This window comes from Rhizobium sp. BK529 (assembly GCF_014194105.1).
GTDB lineage: Bacteria > Pseudomonadota > Alphaproteobacteria > Rhizobiales > Rhizobiaceae > Rhizobium.
On sequence record NZ_JACIAU010000003.1, the window covers coordinates 551,785 to 570,846 of the forward strand.

Below are 19,062 nucleotides of genomic sequence, written 5' to 3' on the forward strand. Positions count from 1 at the left end.
CAGGGTAATTCCATGCAGACAGTTTTCAGCATAGCCGTGGATGCGCTTGCCTATGGCATGGTGCTCTTCGTCATTTCGATTGGTCTGTCGGTGACGATGGGGTTGATGCGCGTCGTCAACCTGGCACATGGCGCCTTCGCGATGATCGGCGGTTATGTGGCCTCCTACGTCGCCCGCGACCTGGGGCTCGGTTACGCGGTCGCGATCGTTGCGGCGGTTGCAGCGACCATCATCATCGCCATTCCGATCGAGCGTTTCCTCTATCGGCGGATCTATGGCGCCCCGGAACTGACGCAGGTCCTGATGACGATCGGTATCACCTTCTGCGTCATCGGTATTGCCAACTATCTCATGGGGCCGACGCTGAAGACCATTCCGCTTGCTGCCGCGTTGCAGGGATCGGCCGATCTGGGTTTCCGCACCATTCCTATCCACCGGCTCTTTGCTATCGTCTGCGGCCTTGCCGTCGCGCTCGGGCTCTGGTTCGTGATCGACAGGACGGGTTTTGGCGTGAAGCTGCGCGCCTCGGTCGATAATGCGGCCATGGCCGCCGCACTCGGGGTGCGCACCGAGATCATCTACGCCGTGAGCTTTAGCGTTGCAGTCGGCCTTGCCGCGTTCGGCGGCGTCGTCGGCGCAGAACTGCTGCCGGTCGAGCCCTATTATGCGCTGCGCTACATGGTGACTTTCCTCGTCGTCGTCTCGGTCGGCGGTGCAGGCTCGATCCCCGGCGCTCTGATCGCCTGCCTGCTGCTCGGCGCGATCGATACAACAGGACGTTATCTCATGCCGGAATTCGGCGAATTCTTCTTCTATCTCGCGGTTATTGCCATCATCTGCATCTTTCCGCGTGGCCTTGCCGGGAGGGCGAAATGACACTCGCCATGCATGACAAGGAAATTCTTGTCCAGCGCCGCCGCAGTGCGTTGAGCCGCGATCTCTCGGGCATTGCCGTCATCATCGTTGCCGCCCTCATCGGCTATTTTGTCTTTCCCGACAATCTGGCCCTGCTGACCCGCATTATCGCCATTGCGCTTCTGGTTCTGTCGCTTGATCTCGTCACCGGTTATGCCGGCATCGCCACGCTCGGCCATGCGGCACTGTTCGGCTCTGGCGCCTATGTTGCCGGTATTCTGTCGGCCCATTACGGGATCAATGATCCGTTGCTGATGACGGTGGCAGGATTGATCGGCGGGGCGCTCGCCGGCCTTCTCTGTGGCGCCGTTATTCTTCGCGCCCATGGTCTGCCGCAACTCGTGCTGTCCATCGCACTCATCAACCTGTTCCATGAATTCGCCAACAAGGCCTCTTCCTGGACCGGCGGCAGCGACGGTCTCTCGGGGATTTCGCCCGATCCGATCTTCGGTATATTCGAGTTCGATCTATACGGCCACACGGCCTATGTGTTCGGCGTCGCGTTGCTCTTGATCGTCTTCGTGCTGTTGCGCTTGCTCGTGCGCTCGCCCTTCGGCATGCTCTGCCGAGGCATCAAGGAAGATCCTTTGCGTATTCGCGCCATGGGTGCTTCGCCGAAGGCGGCGCTTGCGAAGATGTATGTGATTTCGGGCGCAGTGGCGGGTGTCGGCGGCGCTCTGAACGCGATCTCCACACAGGTCGTCGGCCTCGATAGCCTGTCGTTCACCCAGTCGGCCGAGGCGCTGGTCATGTTGGTGCTCGGCGGAACGGGTTCGCTCTTCGGTGCGCTGTCGGGCACTGTCATCTTCATGCTCTTCGAGGATTATGTCTCGGCCGCCAATCCGTTCCACTGGCTGACGATGATCGGTGCCTTGCTGATCGCGGTCGTACTCTTTGCACCCAGGGGGCTCTACGGTACCGCCGTAGACTTCATCGGCCGCCGCAAGGAGGCCCTTCCGTGAGCGCCGTTTTCGAAGTCGCCCATCTGAAGAAGGCGTTCGGCGGCCTGACCGTCACCAATGATGTCTCGCTTTCCATGTCGCCAGGCGATCGCATCGCGTTGATCGGCCCGAACGGTGCCGGCAAGACGACTTTCGTCAATCTCGTTACCGGCAATCTGGCGCCTGATTCCGGCGAGGTGCGCCTCGCGGGCGAAACGGTGACGAAAGTGGATGCGATCGGTCGGGTGAGGCGAGGGCTCGTACGTTCGTTCCAGGTTACACGCCTGTTCCAGGACATGACGCCTGCCGAGCATGTCGCGCTTGCTGTCTTGCGCCGGAAAGGGCGCATTGGCCGCCTTATCGGTAATTTTCTGGCCATGCCTGACGTCATGGCCGAGGTTGACGAATTGCTCGACACGCTTGGTCTTGGACCGCTCATGCATCGCAAAGTCGCGGAAATCGCCTATGGTCAACAGCGGCTTCTGGAAATTGCGCTGGCGCTTGCGCTCAAGCCCAAGGTGCTGCTGCTCGACGAACCGGCGGCCGGCGTACCGCAAAGCGATACGGGTCGGATCGAACAGGCGCTGGACGGTCTTCCGGCCGATCTCGCCGTATTGATGATCGAGCATGACATGGATCTCGTCTTCCGTTTCGCCAAGCGCGTCATCGTGCTGGCCGCCGGCGCGATCATTTTTGACGGTGCGCCTGCCGAAGTGACGAAGGACGCGCGTGTCCGGGAGGCCTATCTGGGGAGCTATGCCGATGCCAGCCATGTCGCTTGAGGTCGAAAATCTCACGTCGGGCTATGGCCCGACAAAGGTGCTGGAAGATGTGTCCTTCTCGGCGCCTTCGGGCTGTCGTCTCGCCGTGCTCGGACGAAACGGCATGGGCAAGACGACGCTGCTCGCAACACTGGCTGGCCAGACGAAACGCTATGGGGGGCGCATACGGCTTGGCGAGGCGGATCTTACCGATGCACCGAGCGCTACGCGTGCGCATCACGGCCTCGGTTATGTGCCGCAGGCGCGCTGCATCTTTCCAACGCTGACGGTTGAGGAAAATCTGTTCGTCGGCCTCAAGAGGCGCCCGAAGTCGGCGCTGGAGGAGGCCTATGCGATGTTTCCGCGGCTGAAGGAGCGGCGCAAGAACCTGGGCAACCAGCTCTCCGGTGGCGAACAACAGATGCTTTCGACAGCGCGCACCATTCTCGGTCAACCATCCGTGCTGTTGCTTGACGAACCGCTCGAAGGGCTGGCGCCTGTCATCTGCGAGGAACTGATGGCCGCCTTTGCGGAGCTCGCCAAGGCCGGCGACATGTCGATTCTGCTCGTCGAGCAGCGCATCCAGAGTGCTCTCGATTTTGCCGATCGCGTCATCATCCTCGAGCGCGGGCGGCTTGCCTGGAGCGGCACGCCGGCGGAACTGTCAGCCGATCACGACACCGTAGAACGCCTGCTCGGGGTTGGCGGATTGCACTGATCACCAGGGGCTTTGGCGGAACGGGCGCGCCCAGCGTGCCGGCCAGCCGCAGATAGGCTTCCTTCGACGGCTAGGTATGGCGACCGACAATCTCGACGAGTTTTTCACGATCGCCCTTTTCCATATATTCGATCATCAGCCCGTGCTCCTCGCGGGCGCGGTTGACGAGCCTTTCATCGGCGATCGCGTGGAAGCGGATCGCATGGGCGCGTGGGGCAAGCGCGTCGATCTGCTCGGCCAGATGAGCAGGACGACGGCGACGATGATGATTGGCGTCGATATCGGGATCATCAGCCACTGGAGGATCCGCAGAAGCCCGCGCCATCGATGCGCGTCGCCGTGAAGAATTCGACCGGAGGCTGGAATAGTAGTTGCGGGAAAACAGCTCTGGTACCAGGATGAAAGCAAGATCGCCGACAGGCAGAAGTCGCAATGTATCACGAGGAAATCAAGATCGGAGATGCGGCTAGTGCGTGTTAGTTCGTCGCCCCCGACGAGCCGGATGATTACCAGGTAGATGATGCTGATCGATGGCGGCCTCATCTGACGATTACTTGAGGTCTCCATGAACGCCAATGCCAATCCGCTTCGCCGCTACCGCATCGCCTCCGTTCCGGGCGATGGCATTGGCCCCGAAGTCATCGCCTCCGGCCTCGAAGTGCTTGAGGTGTTGGCTGCCCGCAGTGGCGCCTTCGCGCTCTATATCGATCGCTATGACTGGGGCAGCGAGCGCTATCGCAAGACCGGAGCCTTCATGCCGGACAACGCCTTGTCTCTGCTGAAGGAGGCCGATGCCATTTATTTCGGCGCGGTCGGCGCGCCTGACGTGCCCGATCATGTAACGCTCTGGGGCCTGCGCCTGCCGATCTGCCAGCGCCTCGATCAATACGCCAATATTCGCCCGACCCGCATCTTCCCCGGCGTCAAAAGCCCGCTGAGGGATGTCGAGGAAGGCGATCTCGACTGGCTGATCGTGCGCGAAAATTCCGAAGGCGAATATTCCGGTCACGGCGGCCGCGCCCATATCGGCTTGCCGGAGGAAGTGGCGACCGAGACCTCAATCTTCACGCGCCGTGGCATCGAGCGCATCATGCGCTTTGCCTTCCGCGAGGCGCAGAAGCGACCGCGCAAACTGCTGACCGTCGTGACCAAGTCCAACGCCCAACGCCACGGCCTTGTCCTATGGGACGAGATCGCAGCCGAGGTCGCAAAGGATTTCCCTGACGTCACCTGGGACAAGGAACTGGTCGATGCCATGACCTTCCGCATGGTAGCAAAGCCGAAAAGCATCGATACGATCGTCGCGACCAATCTCCATGCCGACATTCTCTCCGATCTCGCTGCCGCACTTGCCGGCTCGCTCGGTATCGCACCGACGGGCAATATTGATCCCGAGCGGCGCTTCCCTTCGATGTTCGAGCCGATCCATGGTTCGGCCTTCGATATTACCGGCAAGGGTATCGCCAACCCTGTCGCAAGCTTCTGGACGGCATCGTTGATGCTGGAACATCTCGGCGAGGCGGCCGCGGCAAAGATATTGATATCGGCGGTGGAACAGGTCTGTGCCGCCGGCATTCTCACTCCAGATCTTGGTGGCAAGGCAACCACAGCGGATGTCACCCGCGCCGTATGCGAAGCGCTGCGAGGATCGAACTTCGCCCCCAATGACGAGAATATTCCGGCCGTCTGATTCCGGCGGCTCGTTTCATGGAAGGTATCCAGTCATGATCAACAGACTTTCGGGCTACAAGCTCCGCCGCCCGGCGCTTTTCCGCGAAGCAAATTATATCGGCGGCCAGTGGGTGCAGGCCGATAGCGGTCGCACCTACAACGTCACCAATCCCGCCACCGGCGAGGTGATCGGCACCGTGCCGGCCATGAGCGCGGTCGAGACGAACCGTGCGATCGATGCCGCCTACAAGGCGCAGAAGGCGTGGGCAGCGCTGACGGCCGAACAGCGCGCCAACCACCTCTGGAAGCTCGCCGAGTTAATGCACGAGAACCTTGAGGACCTTGCGGCAATCATGACGATCGAGCAGGGCAAGCCGCTCTCGGAAAGCCGCGGCGAAATCGTCTATTCCGCAAGCTTCATCGAGTGGTTTGCCGAAGAGGCAAGGCGCGTCTACGGCGATACGATTCCCTCGCCCGTTCCGGGCCGCCGTCTCATTGTTCAGAAACAGCCGATCGGCGTTTTCGCGGCGATCACGCCTTGGAATTTCCCCTCGGCGATGATCACACGCAAGGCCGGTCCCGGCTGGGCGGCAGGCTGCACTGGCATCCTCCGTCCGGCGAGCCAGACGCCCTATTCGGCGCTGGCGCTCGCTGTGATGGCGGAAGAAGCAGGCTTTCCGGCCGGTGTATGCAATGTTATCACCGGCCCTTCGTCAGAAACGGGGCCTGCAATCACCGGCAGCCCCAAGGTGCGCAAACTGACCTTCACCGGCAGCACGGCCGTCGGCGCAAAGCTGCTCGCCGAATGCGCACCCACCATCAAGAAGACCAGCATGGAGCTCGGTGGCAACGCACCCTTCATCGTCTTCGACGACGCTGATCTCGACGAGGCGGTCAAGGGCGCCATAGGCTCCAAGTTCCGCAATACCGGGCAGACCTGCGTCTGCGCCAACCGCATTCTTGTACAGGACAAAGTGTATGACGCCTTCGCCCACAAGCTCGCAGCAGCTGTTGCCGAACTGAAGCTCGGCGATGGCATGGAGGAGGGTGTCACCCTCGGTCCGCTGATCGATGAAGCTGCGGTCAAGAAGGTCGAAACGCATGTCGAGGATGCCGTCAAACACGGCGCGAAAATCGTGTCCGGTGGTAAGCGCGATCGGCGCGGCGGCAATTTCTATCTGCCCACCATCCTCTCCGATGTCTCCCGCGACGCGGAAATCTTCTACGACGAAACTTTCGGTCCGGTCGCCCCGCTTTTTCGCTTCAAGACGGAAGAAGAGGCGATCGATATGGCGAATGATACGCCCTTCGGTCTCGCCGCCTATTTCTACGCTCGCGACGTCGGCCGCATCTTCCGGGTTGCCGAGGCCCTGGAATTCGGCATTGTCGGTATCAACGAGGGACTCATCTCGACGGCGGTCGCTCCTTTCGGCGGCATGAAGCAGTCCGGCATCGGCCGGGAAGGTTCGAAATACGGCATTAAAGAGTTCCTCGAGGTCAAATACATGGCCATTGGTGGCCTTTCGAACTGAGGAGAATCCATGAGTGCAGCTGACATCGACGGCTTCGCAGCCCGGATCAGAACCGCTGAAAGCCAGATGATTTCCGCCTGGGTGGGTATTCCCGATCCACTGCTGGTCAATCATCTGGCCCAAGAAGCCTTCGATGCCGTCGTGCTCGACATGCAGCATGGGATGTGGGACCTCCCGTCGGCTGCAGCCGCTGTGAGCCATGTGCGCGTGGCAGGGAAGCCCGCGGTTGCCCGCATTCCGGTTGGCGATTTCGCCTCCGCCTCTCGCCTGCTGGACGCTGGCGCCTCGGGCATCATCGCCCCGATGATCAATTCGGCCGAGGATGCGAAAGCCTTCATCAAAACCACCAAGTATCCGCCTGTTGGAGAGCGCAGCTGGGGTCCTTCGCTGGCGCTCAACCATACCGGCCTCTCGGCCGACGACTATCTGAAGAAGGCCAATGATGTGACGGTTGCCATGGCCATGGTTGAGACGCGCGCGGCACTCGAAGCGATTGACGACATCCTTGGCGTGCCCGGCATCGATGGCATCTTCATCGGCCCTTCTGACCTCTCCATTGCGCTGTCAAACGGCGATCAGGTGGCCCCGAACGCCGCCGAGATCGACAGCGCCATGCAGCATGCCGTTGCCCGTTGCCGCGCACATAGAAAATTCGCCTGCGCTTTTGCTGGTGACGGCGAGCGCGCCGGCGAGCTTTTGAAATTCGGTTTCGCCTTTGTCATCGCCGGTGCCGAGACCGCGCAGTTGCGCTCCGGTGCCCGCAGGGCGATCAACGCAGCCCGGAAGATTGCTTCCGGCGGCTGATCTGTCCCAGCCCTTTACAGAGCAGCGCCAAACGTCACGCGATCATATAGCCGCCATCAACCGGCATGGAGATGCCGTTGACCATCGCCGCTTCGTCCGAGAGCAGGAAGAGGATCACCTCCGCCACGTCCTCAGACTCTGCGAACCGTCCGACCGGGATGCGGTTCAGCATGCCGGCGGCCTTTTCGGGGTCGCTCCAGGCTTTGATCGCCATCGGCGTCAGCGTCACGGTCGGATGCACGCCATTCACGCGGATGCCCTGCGGCGCCAGCTCCTTGGCCATGACGCGCGTCAGGCCATCGAGGCCGCCTTTCGAAGCGCAATAGGCTGCATGATCCGGAATGCCGACGAAGGCGGCGACGGAGGAGACATTGACGATGGCGCCGTGGCGACCTTCCTTTATCAAGGAGCGAGCATACTCCTGTGCCACGATCATCGGAGCGCGTGTATTGACTGCGATCAGATGATCGAAGGCTTCGATCGTGGTTTCGAGGAAGGACTGCAACTCAGTCGTTCCCGCGCAGTTGATGAGGAAGTCCGCTGGAAGTGCGGCACACGCGGCCTCCCGCGTCGCCTTCGCATCGGCAAGATCGACCTGAATGGCCTGACAGCCTAGGTCCTCGCGGAGCGAGACGACGTCGTCAGAACTTCTAGTCAGTGCCGCGACCTTAGCGCCGCGCTTGACCAATATCTCTGCAACAACGCGACCGATGCCTTTGCCGGCGCCGGTGACGATTACTTTTTTGCCTTCGAAATTCATATGCTCCTCGCCTTACAATCGCTGTCCCGTTGTCTGATCAAAGATGTGAACGCGGCGTGGATCAATATGAAAACGCAGCACCTTGCCGGGTGTGACTTCGATGCGCTCGCGAATGAGGGCGTCGATCGGCGCGCCGCCTACACGGCCAAAGATCAGCGTTTCGGAACCTGTTGGCTCATAGACCGACACGTCGACAGGAATGCCGTCGTCACCGATGGTGATGTGCTCCGGACGAATGCCATAAGTGACGGCCTTGCCGTCTTCGGCATTCACGCGATCTACGGGCAGGACAATGCCTTGATCCGTGACAACGACCTGTTTTCCGTCCCGTGTTGCGATCCGGCCCTGGAGGAAGTTCATCGACGGGCTGCCGATGAAGCCGGCGACGAAGAGATTGGCGGGGAAGTCGTAGAGCTCGAGCGGTTTTCCCACCTGCTCCACCCGTCCGTCACGCATGACGACGATTTTGTTTGCCATCGTCATGGCCTCGATCTGGTCATGCGTGACATAGACGGTGGTGGTCTTCAGTCGCTGGTGCAGTTCCTTGATCTCGACGCGCATAGTGACGCGAAGCTTGGCATCGAGATTCGATAGCGGCTCGTCGAACAGGAAGACCTGCGGGTCGCGCACGATCGCTCGGCCCATGGCGACGCGTTGCCGTTGGCCGCCCGACAGCTGTTTCGGATAGCGGTCGAGATAGCGCGTCAGGTCGAGGATTTCGGCCGCCCTGCCGACCTTCTCGTCAATTTCCGACTTTGGCCGTTTTGCCATCTTCAGCGGAAAGCCCATGTTTTCGGCGACCGTCTTGTGGGGGTAAAGCGCGTAGCTTTGGAAGACCATGGCGATGTCACGTTCCTTGGGCGGAGCGTTGGTGACCACGCGCCCGCCGATCCTGATATCGCCGCTGCTGACGGTCTCGAGACCGGCGATCATGCGCAGCAGCGTAGACTTTCCGCAGCCGGAGGGGCCGACCAGCACGACGAATTCGCCATCCTCGATATCGACGCTGACGCCGTGCATGACCTGAAGAGCGCCATATCTCTTGGTGACGTCGCTGACCTGTACGTTTGCCAATGTCGTTTCTCCCTAATGCAGCACGGCTTGCGTCTTGATAATGTCGATGAATCTCACCGGCTCACCCCTTCCAGATGATATAGGCGCCGAGCACGGCGGAGATCGCCGCTGCAAACCAGACCGAAAGCCCGAACGGTTCGACGAACCGCATCCAGAACAGGGAGAGGGCAACCCAGATCACCACCGAGATGAACAGTCGGTCGAACCAGTTCATTTCGATCGGCAGGAAGCCTGGTTGTTCTTCATTATTTCCAGAATCCGCAGCCATCTCGCTATCCTTTCACTGCGCCGAAGGTCAGGCCGGCAACGATGTGACGCTGCACCACCGAGAAGACGATGAGCGCCGGGATCAATGTCAGCATGGAGATCGCCGCCATGATGCCCCAGGCGGTACCTGTTGTCGTGACGTATTCCGAAAGGCCGGTCGTGAGCGTGCGGGCGTTGAAATTGGTGAGGGTGGCGGCAAGCAGATATTCGTTCCACGCAAAGACCCACGTGAGGATCAGCGTCACCGCAAGCCCCGGCCGTGCCAGTGGGAAAACGATGTCATAGAGGACCATCCAGGGGCTTGCGCCATCCACATAGGCGGCCTCGTCAAGTTCCTTCGGAATCCCTTCGACAGTCGGCCGGAGTGTCCAGATGGCGAAGGGAAGATTGAAGGAGCAATAGACCAGGATCATGCCGAGCCTCGAATCCGCCAGCGAAAAGTCGCCGATCCTGTAGACCTGCGTCAAAAGCAGGAAGAGGGGCAGCAGGAAGACGGCCGGCGGCGCCATACGGTTGGTAATCGTCCAGAAGAAGATGCTTTCCTTGCCCGCGAGATCGAAGCGCGTGAGCGCGTAACAAGCGAGAAAACCAAGGGTCGTCACCAGGACCGCGTTTCCAGACGAGATGACCAGCGAATTGATCATATATCGCCGCAAGGTCTCGTTCGTCAGCACGTCCTGATAATTCTTCCAGAAGAAGCTCCGCAGTACGACGTCAGGCGTCGAGAACAGATCGAAGGGCTGCTTCACAGAGATGACGAAGAGCCAGTAGATCGGGAACAGGGTTGCAAAGCTGATCAACGTCCACAGAAGAACGGGAAGCCAGGGATTTTGTCTCTTCATCGCATCAGCCCCTCTTTGTGCGTGGCGCAATCAGGCCGACATAGAGCAGCCAGCAGACGACGATGGTGAGGTAGAGCACGATGACGGAGATTGCCGAACCGTAACCATAGTTCGTTTTTGGGAAGACTTCCCTGAAGATGTGGACGCCGATGTAACGTGTCGCTGATCCGGGCCCCCCTCCCGTCAGCATCAGGACTTCGTCGACCGTGCGCAGCGCATCCATGAGCCGGATGAACACTGTGGCAAGCAGGGCAGGGCGGATCAGCGGAAGCGTGATGTGCCAGAAGATCTGGCTCTTGCCGGCGCCATCGATCTGCGCCTGCTCGAAAGGATCCGGCGGAAGCGAAACCAACGCGGCGATCAGCGATAGGGTGACCAGCGGTGTCCAGTGCCAGACGTCCATAATGATGGTGATGACAAACGCCGCGACAGCGCTTTGGCCGATGTTCAGGTCGTAGCCGAACCAAGTTCGCAGCAGATATGGGATGATGCCGATCGACGGCGTCGTCATCAGCTTCCACACTGATCCGACGATGATGGGCGCCATGATCAGAGGAAGGGTGTGGATAGTGCGGAAGAAGGCCTTTCCGGGAAAATCCTTCATCAGCGCCTGCGCGAGCATATACCCGAGAACAAGTTCGGAAACGACGGCGAAGAAGACGAAGGCGATGGTGACGCCGAGCGAGGCCAGGAATTGCTGGTCAAAGACGAGGCTGCGGTAGTTCGACGCCCAATTGAAGACCATCAGCGGATTTGCGGCGAATGGATTCCATTGATGGAACGAAACCCAGACGACGTAGATGAAAGGAAAGATGCCGAAGAGCCCGAGGATCAGGATCGTCGGTGACAGCAGTAGCCATCCGAACTTTTGTGAATGCATTGCCTCATCCTCTTTGGCACCTGTTAGGGCCGCCTATCGGGCAGGGAAAGGAGCGGGCCGCCAGCTAAGACGACCCGCCAAGGTGGGGAGGATGACTTATTTGCGATAGCCGAGCGACGTGAGTTCCTCTTCCGTCTTGGCAGCCATCTGGTCGAGACCCGCGTCTGGCGCGATCTTGCCGGTGAGAATGTCGAAGAAGATCGGCAGGGTTGCCTCACGCAACTGGGCGTGGAACGGATACGGAGGAGCGCCGGCGAAGAGTTTGCCTTCATCCTTCAACATTGTGTAGAAACCGCCGAGTTTGACGTCCATAGCCTTGACTTTCGGATCGTCGAAGGTCGCCTTGTTGGTGATGCGCGGAGCGGCAATCGCCCAGTCCGGCTGGACGTCGTTCTGGCCCATGAACTGAAGAAAGAGCAGGGCTGCTTCCTGGTTCTTGGACGTCACCGGCAGGCCGAAGGCGCCGCCGTCATAATAGCCGATATAGCCCTTTCCGGATTTTGCATCTTCCAGCACGCCCGGTTCAAGCGGCGGCAATGCAAAACCGACCTTGTCGACCACTTTCGACTGAGCGGGGTCGCTGGCGATCCATGCCGCGTTCTCGCCGTAGATCAAGCCTTGGGCGACGCGGCCGGCAGCGAAGGTCGTTGCGGTTTCCGTCCAGGTCGATTGGGTCGATTCCGGTGGAGCGATGTCGCGCAGGTGCAGCCAGTATTTCAATGCGGCTTTTGCCTTGTCGCTGTTCATCGAGCCACCGTGCTCGACGGTTGCTGCGTAGTTGTTGCTGGCGTCGATGCCCCAGTTGTAGACGCCGAAGGTCGGCGCGATGGATTCGAAATATTCGTACCAGGATGCGGCATGGCCTGTATGGGCCTGGGCGGTGGTGCCCCAAAGCTGAAGACCATTATCCTTGCCGTATTTGGTGAAGAATTCGGCGATCTGCGTGTAATCCTCATGCGTGGTCGCCGGCTTCAGGTCTTTGCCGGTTTCCTTCTTGAAGGCTTCCTTGATCTTCGGATCGTCAAAAAGGTCCTTGCGATAGAGATAGGTCTTCAGGAACGCTTCCATTGGTACGCCAAAGAGATCGCCCTTCTTGTCCTTGAAATAGTCGGCAAAGCTGGTGAAGTTTGCATCGTCATAGGTCGGCGCCTTCAGATCCGGCTTGTCCTTAAGCGTCTGGGTAATGTTGACGAGGAAGTTGCGAGACAGATACGAATAGATGATGTCCTGCTCGATGTAGACCATGTCATAGATGCCGGTCTTGGCCTCCATGTCTTTGATGGCCTTGTCGTACATCTGATCCCAGGATGTCGTCTCGATTTCGACCTTGATGCCGGTCTTTTTCTCGAATTCCGGAGCGAGCACATCCTTGATGTAGTTGGACGGCGGCGTGCTTTCAGTCACGCCATGCAGGGTCACGCCCTTGAATTTGGCACCGGCATCGGACCAGAAATCCGCCCAGGCCGGCGAAGCGGCGGTGGCGAGGCTGAGCGTCAGCGCAAGGGCGCTGGCCTTCAAAGCATAATTCATTGTCAATCCTCCCAGATAGCAGCGAGATCATGTCGCCAGGCCATGGTTTAGACGAAAAACGCCGCGTGCGCAATATTTGTTGTCCAAACCTGCAAATGTGCATCCTATCTCGTTGATTTAGACCGAAACATTTTTATCCTTCTCGCTCACAGTGAGATGCGTGGAATAAAAATGTTGCGCTGCAATACGTTGTCGTGAAGAGACGAAAATTTCGAATCGCATATTTATTTGTTGCTTCACCATACTAAATGGCATAGCAGTTTTGCGATCAAATGCGTTTTTTGGAGGAAAATGGTCATGCGTCGGTTGGGTATCCATTCATTTGTATGGACAGGCGGCCAAACCCAGGAGGGGCTGGAAATGGCCCTCAACAAGACTGCCGAACATGGATACCGCACCATTGAATTCGCCTACCTGCGCCCCGAGAGGTTCAATCTCGATCGCCTGGCGAAGCTCGCGCAGTCGCTCGATGTCGAGATCGGAGTGACGATGGGCCTGCCGATCGACAAGGATATTTCAAGCGAGGACGTTGCAGCGGTATCCGCCGGCAAGCAGATGCTGGCCGATGCCGTACGCGCCGTACGCGACATCGGTGGAAACAAGCTCGGCGGAATCCTTTATTCCGCGCACACCAAGTACAACCGCCAGCCGACGAAGAAGGGCTGGGACAATAGTGTGGCGGCTATCGCCGCGACAGCCGACATTGCCAGGGATGCGGACGTCGATCTCGTCCTGGAGATCGTGAACCGCTTCGAAACGAACCTTCTGAACACGACGGCCCAGGGCCTGAAATTCATTTCCGAGACCGGATCGGGCCATGTCCAGCTGCATCTCGATACGTTCCACATGAATATAGAGGAAGCAAATCCGGCCGCTGCAATCCGACTTGCCGGTGACAAGATCGGTTATTTCCATATCGGCGAGAGCAACCGCGGCTATCTTGGCGATGGCGTCATCAATTTCGACCTCATCTTCGATGCGCTGCTCGATATCGACTACAAGCGCGACATCGTGTTCGAAAGCTTTTCTACTACCGTTGTCGATGAGGGTCTTTCACTTGCCTGCGCTATATGGCGCGATACCTGGACGGACAATGATCCGCTGGCCGCCCACGCCAAACGCTACATCGAACTGAAATACGAAGAAGCAAAACGACGCCGCGTCACGAACGCACGCCCCTGATAAACCTTCTGACGATCTGCTTCGTAAGTGTAGGCTGGAGCAGTCGATTTGAAGGAAAGTAAACATGAACGACACGGTCTCCATCGGAAGCTCACCGCGCAGGATCAGGCAAAACAATATCGTCGCAGCTCTGCGGACGATCTACAGCCATCGTCGCCTGAGCCGGGCCGATCTGGCCCGCAAGCTCGGGATGAACCGTTCGTCATCAGGGGAGATCGTTGCCGAACTGACGGAAGGCGGCTTTGTCCAAGAGTCGGAGGAAACCAGCAATCAGCGCGCGGGACAGTCCCGCGCCGGCCGGCCGGGAATCATGCTCGAACTCATTCCAGGCGCCGCGTTCTTCGTCGGTATCGAGATCGGCGTCGAGCACATATCGGCTGTCGTCGTCGATCTGTCTGCGGATGTCAGGGTCTGTCGCAAGCTGGCCTTCCAAACGCCGTCATCGACCGTGGAGGAGGCGGTGGCGCGCGGCGTCGCGCTGATCACGGATGCTATGACGGAAGACATGCTGCAGCGTTGCAAGGGGTTCGGCATATCGACACCGGCGCATATCCGGCCGGATGGGCTTGTCACGCTCGCGCCGATCATCGGCTGGCGGAATGTGCCGCTGAAGGAGATCGGCCGGAGCGCCTTTCCGGCGGAGGTGCCGATCACGGTGGAAAATGACGCCAACGCCTTTGCGATCGGCGACAGTTATCGTCACGGCGTTGCGGGCGTGACGCTATTTCTGCTGATGGAGACTGGCGTCGGCGGCGGGATCATGATCGATGGCAAGCTTTTTCGCGGCGGTCATGGCCTTGCGGGCGAAATCGGCCATACGCTGGTACCGGGAAGCGGCGGGCAGAAATTCGAGCAATTGATCGGTCGCGAGGTGCTGATCAGGCAATATAGGCAAGCGACCGGACGGGCTGACGCCGATCTGCAGGAGTTCCTGGCCGACGTCCGCGATCGCGTTCCGGATGCGGTGAACATCGCGGAGACATGGTCGCGGCATCTTGCCTATGCGCTGCTGCAGGCCTGTCGCCTGCTCGACCCGGACCGGATCGTGCTCGGTGGCTCCGTCGCATCGCTTTATCCGATGGTGGCCGCCCGCGTGGCGGTCCACATGTCGGAGGGCCAGAACATTCCTTTTCCGACTCCCAAGATCGTCGTTGATGACGATGCGGAGTTCGGTTCCGCCTTCGGGGCGGCATGCATGCTACACCAACGCTTCCTCTCCCTCGAAAACGAGGAATTCGGTGGTGAAGACGGCGCGTTACAACGATCAACGGCAATTTATTGAGTTCTATCGAAAGCGGAATTGCAATGGCTTCAATCTTGGCCCCGGATCATCTTGGTCCCACGGTTTGCGTCGGCGAGATCCTGGTGGAGATCATTGCCACGACCGACGGAGACGGTTTTCTCGAAGCGCAACCGCTCGTCGGACCGTTTCCTAGCGGAGCGCCGGCGATCTTCATCTCGCAATGCGGCCGGCTCGGCGGCTCGGCGGCAATGGTGGGGGCGGTCGGCGACGACGATTTCGGCCGTGTCAATATCGATCGGCTCAAGCGCGACGGCGTCGATGTGTCGACAATTGCCGTCGATCCAGACTATCCGACCGGCAGCGCCTTCGTCCGTTACCGCAAGGATGGCTCCCGCGACTTCGTCTACAATATCGCCAGGTCTGCGGCCGCTCGCTTCGGATGGTCCCAAGGCGTCAACGATCTCTTCCATCGCAGCGGACATCTGCATGTGATGGGCTCGGCTCTCTCCGTTCCGAGCGCCCGGGACGTGATCGACAGGGCGGTCGAGATCGTGAAGGCACGCGGCGGTACGCTCTCGATTGATCCGAATATTCGCAAGGAACTGCAGCTCGATCAGGACACTGAGCGCCGATTTGCGCAGCTTGTCGCTGCCGCCGATCTCCTACTGCCATCTGGGGAAGAGCTTGAGCGGGCGGCAGGCGTGCCCGGCGAAGCCGAGGCGATCGGTCGTCTGTTCGGCATCGGCGTGAAGGAAATCGTGCTGAAGCGCGGAGCTGATGGCGCGACCTATTTCGGCAGAGACGGAGAGCGGATCGACGCTCCCGCTTTTCTGGTCGAGGAGGTCGATCCGACGGGCGCCGGTGATTGCTTCGGTGGGGCGTATCTCACCTGCCGCCGGCTCGGAATGTCTCCGCAGGAGGCCCTGATCTATGGTTCGGCTGCGGGCGCGCGCAATGTAACGATCCGCGGTCCGATGGAAGGGGCCGGCACGCGCCAGGAACTTGATGCGTTTATCGCTTCAACGGAAAGGCGCGTCTGATGCGGATAGCACTCAGCGAACTGGCTTCCCTCAGGGCACAGGGCCGTCCCGTCGGTATCGCTTCGATCTGCTCAGCCCATCCGATCGTGTTGCGGGCAGCACTGCGTTACGGGCGAGATCACTCAGGCACCGTGCTGATCGAGGCGACCTGCAACCAGGTCAATCATCTGGGCGGCTACACCGGCATGACCCCTTCAGATTTTGCGGCGCTCGTACAGCGTATCGCCAAAGAAGAGGGATGTCCGGACGATCTCATCATGCTTGGTGGCGATCATTTGGGGCCGAATCCCTGGCGGGATAAGCCAGCGGAAGTGGCCATGGCGGAAGCTGAGAGGATGGTAGCTGCCTATGTCGATGCCGGCTTCCAAAAGATCCATCTCGATGCATCGATGGGCTGCATGGGCGAGGCTGCAGCGCTGGACGACGAGACGACAGCCCATCGCGCTGCGCGGCTTGCCGCTGCTGCCGAGGCTTCGGCAAAACGAGCAGGTGGCACGATGCCGCTCTATGTGATCGGCACCGAGGTTCCTCCGCCCGGCGGCGCGGATCACGCGCTGACCATGATCGAGCCGACATCGGCCTCCGCCGCGAGGCGGACAATCGACATTCATCGTCGAGTCTTCACCGAGGCCGGTCTGGCGGAGGCCTTTGCGCGTGCCATCGGGCTCGTGGTGCAGCCGGGTGTCGAGTTCGGCAACCACAACGTCATCCGCTACGACCGGAGCAGGATCGACGCATTGAAGCAGGTGCTCGAGGACGAGCCGCAATTCGTATTCGAAGCCCATTCCACTGATTACCAGGGGATCGCTCCGCTGACGGCGCTCGTCGAAGATGGGTTCCCTATTCTCAAAGTCGGGCCGGAACTGACCTTCGTGCTACGCGAAGCCCTCTATGGACTGGATCTGATTGCCTCTGATCTCGTGCCTGATTATGGCGAGCGTCCTCTTTACGCTGCGATGGAGGCCTTGATGCTGGCGCATCCGGAGAACTGGAGCCGTCACTATCACGGCACCGAAGACAGGCAGCGCTGGCTTCGGCACTATTCGCTGTCGGATCGCATCCGATACTATTGGGCGTCCGAAGAGGCGCAATCGGCAGTCGCGCGCCTTTCTGACGCGCTTGCCGGAAAATCCGTGCCTCTCCCGCTATTCTGGCAACACATGCCGGAGGCTGAGCGGTTTTCCGAAGCACCGCTGGATCCTGAGGAGGTTCTGATCTGGCGAGTAACGAAGAGCCTTGCCGAATATCACGCAGCATGCGGCGCAGGTAGATAGAGCCGCACAACCGAGGAGGAAAGAATGAACGAGTTGAAGGGAAAGGTCGCTGCGATCACAGGCGCGGCATCGGGTATCGGAATGGCGTCGACGGAGGCGATGATTGCCGCCGGTGCCACGGTCGTTCTCGTCGATCGCGACGAGAAGGCGCTGAAGTCGGCCTGCGAGCGCCTCGGTACACAGGCGATTCCACTCGCTTTGGATCTCCTGGATACCGACGCGTGCGCCGGGCTTCTCGACCGCGTGCTGTCGAAGGTAGGCCAGCTCGACATCCTGCATGCCAATGCTGGTACCTATATCGGCGGTGATCTTGCGGATGCCAATCTCGACGCGATCGACCGTATGTTGAACCTCAACGTCAACGTCGTCATCAAGAATGTCCGCACCGTCATTCCGCACATGATCGAACGTGGCACCGGCGATATCGTTGTCACAAGTTCGGTAGCCGGCCATGCCCCTGTTCCCTGGGAACCGGTCTATTCGCCGTCGAAATGGGCGATGCATTGCTTCGTCCAGACGATGCGCCGCCAGCTTCTGAAAAGTGGCATTCGCGTCGGCTCGGTTTCGCCTGGTCCTGTCATCAGCGCGCTGCTTGCCGACTGGCCGGAGGAGAACCTGCGCAAGGCGAAGGAGGCCGGTGCCCTGATCGAGCCGAAAGAAGTAGCAGACGCCATCATGTTCATGCTGACGCGTCCGCGTAATGTGACGATCCGCGACATCGTCGTTCTTCCAAGCGCATTCGACATCTGAGGAGCGAAATCATGAGCTATCAGGAAAAATTCCGCGTCGAGGGGGAACGGGCGGTTGTCACTGGCGGTGGACGCGCCATCGGGCTTTGCTGCGCCCACGCGCTCGCTGAGGCGGGTGCCGCCGTCGTCGTGATCGAGCGTAACGAAGCCGACGCAGAGGAAGCGCTGGCGCTGAAGCACAAAGGCTATGACATTGAGCTGCGGCTGGGTGACGTCACCGATTCAGCGCGCATGGAGGCGATCGCCAATGAGCTTGCCGATGGCGGACGGCCGGCAACGATCCTGGTAAACAATGCGGGGATCGGCAAGAGCGGCGTCCCGTCAGAAGACGTCACCGACGCCGACTGGTTGCGAATGATGGACGTCAATGTCAATGGCGTCTTCTGGTGCTCGCGCTCCTTCGGCCGTCACATGGTTGCGATGAAACGCGGTGCGATCGTCAATCTCGGTTCGATGTCCGGTATTATCTGTAACCGGCCGCAGCCGCAGACTCCCTATAATGTTTCAAAAGCGGCGGTGCATCACATCACCCGGTCGATGGCCGCCGAATGGGCTCAGCATGGCGTCAGGGTCAATGCCGTCGCGCCGACCTATATCGAAACGCCGATGGTTGCGGCAGTCGAAGCCAATCGCGAACGGATTCCGATCTGGCTCAACGATACGCCGATGGGACGAATGGGCACGCCTGAGGAGGTTGCAAGCGCAGTTCTCTTCCTTGCATCCGGTGCGGCAAGCCTGATGACGGGCGCAATCGTCAGCGTCGACGCAGGGTTCACCTGCTGGTAGCTGCGATATTGTTCGCAGGCGCCGTGTCCTCAGCGACTGTATTGCAAGCCCATCTTCCTGTGGGGCTACTGGTTCCAGGCTTTTAAATGCTTC

General features: G+C 59.8%; 20 protein-coding genes. 13 read left to right on the top strand and 7 right to left on the bottom strand.

Annotation, left to right across the window (positions count from 1 at the left end; all coding sequences use genetic code 11):
• Nucleotides 1-12: 12 nt before the first annotated feature.
• From FHX08_RS22575 to FHX08_RS22590, 4 genes are read left to right on the top strand one after another with little or no spacing between them, the layout of a single operon-like run.
• Nucleotides 13-876 (top strand): branched-chain amino acid ABC transporter permease, encoded by an 864-nt coding sequence (locus FHX08_RS22575; protein WP_132656801.1) that lies wholly within the window; start codon nt 13-15, stop codon nt 874-876.
• Nucleotides 873-1,877 (top strand): branched-chain amino acid ABC transporter permease, encoded by a 1,005-nt coding sequence (locus tag FHX08_RS22580; protein ID WP_132656802.1) that lies wholly within the window; start codon nt 873-875, stop codon nt 1,875-1,877. The genes FHX08_RS22575 and FHX08_RS22580 overlap by 4 nt, the downstream gene beginning before the upstream one ends.
• Nucleotides 1,874-2,638, top strand: coding sequence for an ABC transporter ATP-binding protein (locus tag FHX08_RS22585; protein WP_132656803.1), 765 nt, complete (start codon nt 1,874-1,876; stop codon nt 2,636-2,638). The genes FHX08_RS22580 and FHX08_RS22585 overlap by 4 nt, the downstream gene beginning before the upstream one ends.
• Nucleotides 2,619-3,335, top strand: coding sequence for an ABC transporter ATP-binding protein (locus FHX08_RS22590; protein ID WP_132656804.1), 717 nt, complete (start codon nt 2,619-2,621; stop codon nt 3,333-3,335). Before FHX08_RS22585 ends, FHX08_RS22590 begins: the two co-directional genes overlap by 20 nt.
• Nucleotides 3,336-3,405: 70 nt before the next feature.
• Here FHX08_RS22590 and FHX08_RS22595 read toward each other — a convergent pair whose 3' ends face one another.
• Nucleotides 3,406-3,633 carry a hypothetical protein gene (locus tag FHX08_RS22595; protein WP_132656805.1) on the bottom strand — a complete coding sequence of 76 codons (228 nt, stop codon included), beginning with the start codon at nt 3,631-3,633 and terminating at the stop codon, nt 3,406-3,408.
• A gap of 267 nt (nt 3,634-3,900) precedes the next feature.
• Here FHX08_RS22595 and FHX08_RS22600 point away from each other — a divergent pair, with 267 nt between their 5' ends.
• The 3 genes from FHX08_RS22600 to FHX08_RS22610 are packed head-to-tail and all read left to right on the top strand — an operon-like array spanning nt 3,901 to nt 7,342.
• Entirely contained in the window at nt 3,901-5,025 is a 1,125-nt protein-coding gene (locus tag FHX08_RS22600) for a tartrate dehydrogenase (RefSeq protein WP_132656806.1), read from the top strand.
• Nucleotides 5,026-5,059: 34 nt separating this feature from the next.
• Nucleotides 5,060-6,538 carry an NAD-dependent succinate-semialdehyde dehydrogenase gene (locus tag FHX08_RS22605; RefSeq protein WP_132656807.1) on the top strand — a complete coding sequence of 493 codons (1,479 nt, stop codon included), beginning with the start codon at nt 5,060-5,062 and terminating at the stop codon, nt 6,536-6,538.
• 9 nt (nt 6,539-6,547) lie between these two features.
• Nucleotides 6,548-7,342: an HpcH/HpaI aldolase family protein gene (locus tag FHX08_RS22610; protein ID WP_132656808.1), complete on the top strand. Its 795-nt coding sequence runs from the start codon at nt 6,548-6,550 to the stop codon at nt 7,340-7,342.
• Between the two features lie 34 nt (nt 7,343-7,376).
• Here the strand turns inward: FHX08_RS22610 and FHX08_RS22615 are convergent, their stop codons facing one another.
• From FHX08_RS22615 to FHX08_RS22640, 6 genes are all read right to left on the bottom strand, one after another.
• Complete coding sequence (locus tag FHX08_RS22615) at nt 7,377-8,102, bottom strand: SDR family oxidoreductase (RefSeq protein ID WP_132656809.1); 726 nt, start codon at nt 8,100-8,102, stop codon at nt 7,377-7,379.
• Between the two features lie 12 nt (nt 8,103-8,114).
• Entirely contained in the window at nt 8,115-9,176 is a 1,062-nt protein-coding gene (locus FHX08_RS22620) for an ABC transporter ATP-binding protein (protein ID WP_132656810.1), read from the bottom strand.
• A 61-nt stretch (nt 9,177-9,237) separates the two neighbouring features.
• Entirely contained in the window at nt 9,238-9,444 is a 207-nt protein-coding gene (locus tag FHX08_RS22625) for a DUF2160 family membrane protein (protein WP_132656811.1), read from the bottom strand.
• A gap of 4 nt (nt 9,445-9,448) precedes the next feature.
• On the bottom strand, nt 9,449-10,285 hold the full coding sequence (locus tag FHX08_RS22630) for a carbohydrate ABC transporter permease (RefSeq protein WP_132656812.1): 837 nt from the start codon (nt 10,283-10,285) through the stop codon (nt 9,449-9,451).
• Nucleotides 10,286-10,289: 4 nt separating this feature from the next.
• Complete coding sequence (locus tag FHX08_RS22635; protein ID WP_132656813.1) at nt 10,290-11,165, bottom strand: carbohydrate ABC transporter permease; 876 nt, start codon at nt 11,163-11,165, stop codon at nt 10,290-10,292.
• A 96-nt stretch (nt 11,166-11,261) separates the two neighbouring features.
• Nucleotides 11,262-12,695 carry an ABC transporter substrate-binding protein gene (locus tag FHX08_RS22640; RefSeq protein ID WP_132656814.1) on the bottom strand — a complete coding sequence of 478 codons (1,434 nt, stop codon included), beginning with the start codon at nt 12,693-12,695 and terminating at the stop codon, nt 11,262-11,264.
• Nucleotides 12,696-12,992: 297 nt separating this feature from the next.
• Here FHX08_RS22640 and FHX08_RS22645 point away from each other — a divergent pair, with 297 nt between their 5' ends.
• From FHX08_RS22645 to FHX08_RS22670, 6 genes are all read left to right on the top strand, one after another.
• Nucleotides 12,993-13,877: a sugar phosphate isomerase/epimerase gene (locus tag FHX08_RS22645; RefSeq protein WP_132656815.1), complete on the top strand. Its 885-nt coding sequence runs from the start codon at nt 12,993-12,995 to the stop codon at nt 13,875-13,877.
• A 64-nt stretch (nt 13,878-13,941) separates the two neighbouring features.
• Nucleotides 13,942-15,159: an ROK family transcriptional regulator gene (locus FHX08_RS22650; protein ID WP_132656816.1), complete on the top strand. Its 1,218-nt coding sequence runs from the start codon at nt 13,942-13,944 to the stop codon at nt 15,157-15,159.
• A gap of 23 nt (nt 15,160-15,182) precedes the next feature.
• The gene (locus FHX08_RS22655; protein ID WP_132656817.1) at nt 15,183-16,160 is read left to right on the top strand and encodes a sugar kinase; all 978 of its coding nucleotides are present in this window, start codon (nt 15,183-15,185) and stop codon (nt 16,158-16,160) included.
• Nucleotides 16,160-17,434, top strand: coding sequence for a D-tagatose-bisphosphate aldolase, class II, non-catalytic subunit (locus FHX08_RS22660; RefSeq protein ID WP_132656818.1), 1,275 nt, complete (start codon nt 16,160-16,162; stop codon nt 17,432-17,434). Before FHX08_RS22655 ends, FHX08_RS22660 begins: the two co-directional genes overlap by 1 nt.
• A 24-nt stretch (nt 17,435-17,458) precedes the next feature.
• A complete protein-coding gene (locus FHX08_RS22665; RefSeq protein ID WP_132656819.1) occupies nt 17,459-18,184 on the top strand; it encodes an SDR family oxidoreductase in 726 nt (241 codons plus the stop codon).
• A gap of 11 nt (nt 18,185-18,195) precedes the next feature.
• A complete protein-coding gene (locus FHX08_RS22670) occupies nt 18,196-18,969 on the top strand; it encodes an SDR family NAD(P)-dependent oxidoreductase (RefSeq protein ID WP_132656820.1) in 774 nt (257 codons plus the stop codon).
• The last annotated feature ends 93 nt before the right edge of the window (nt 18,970-19,062 follow it).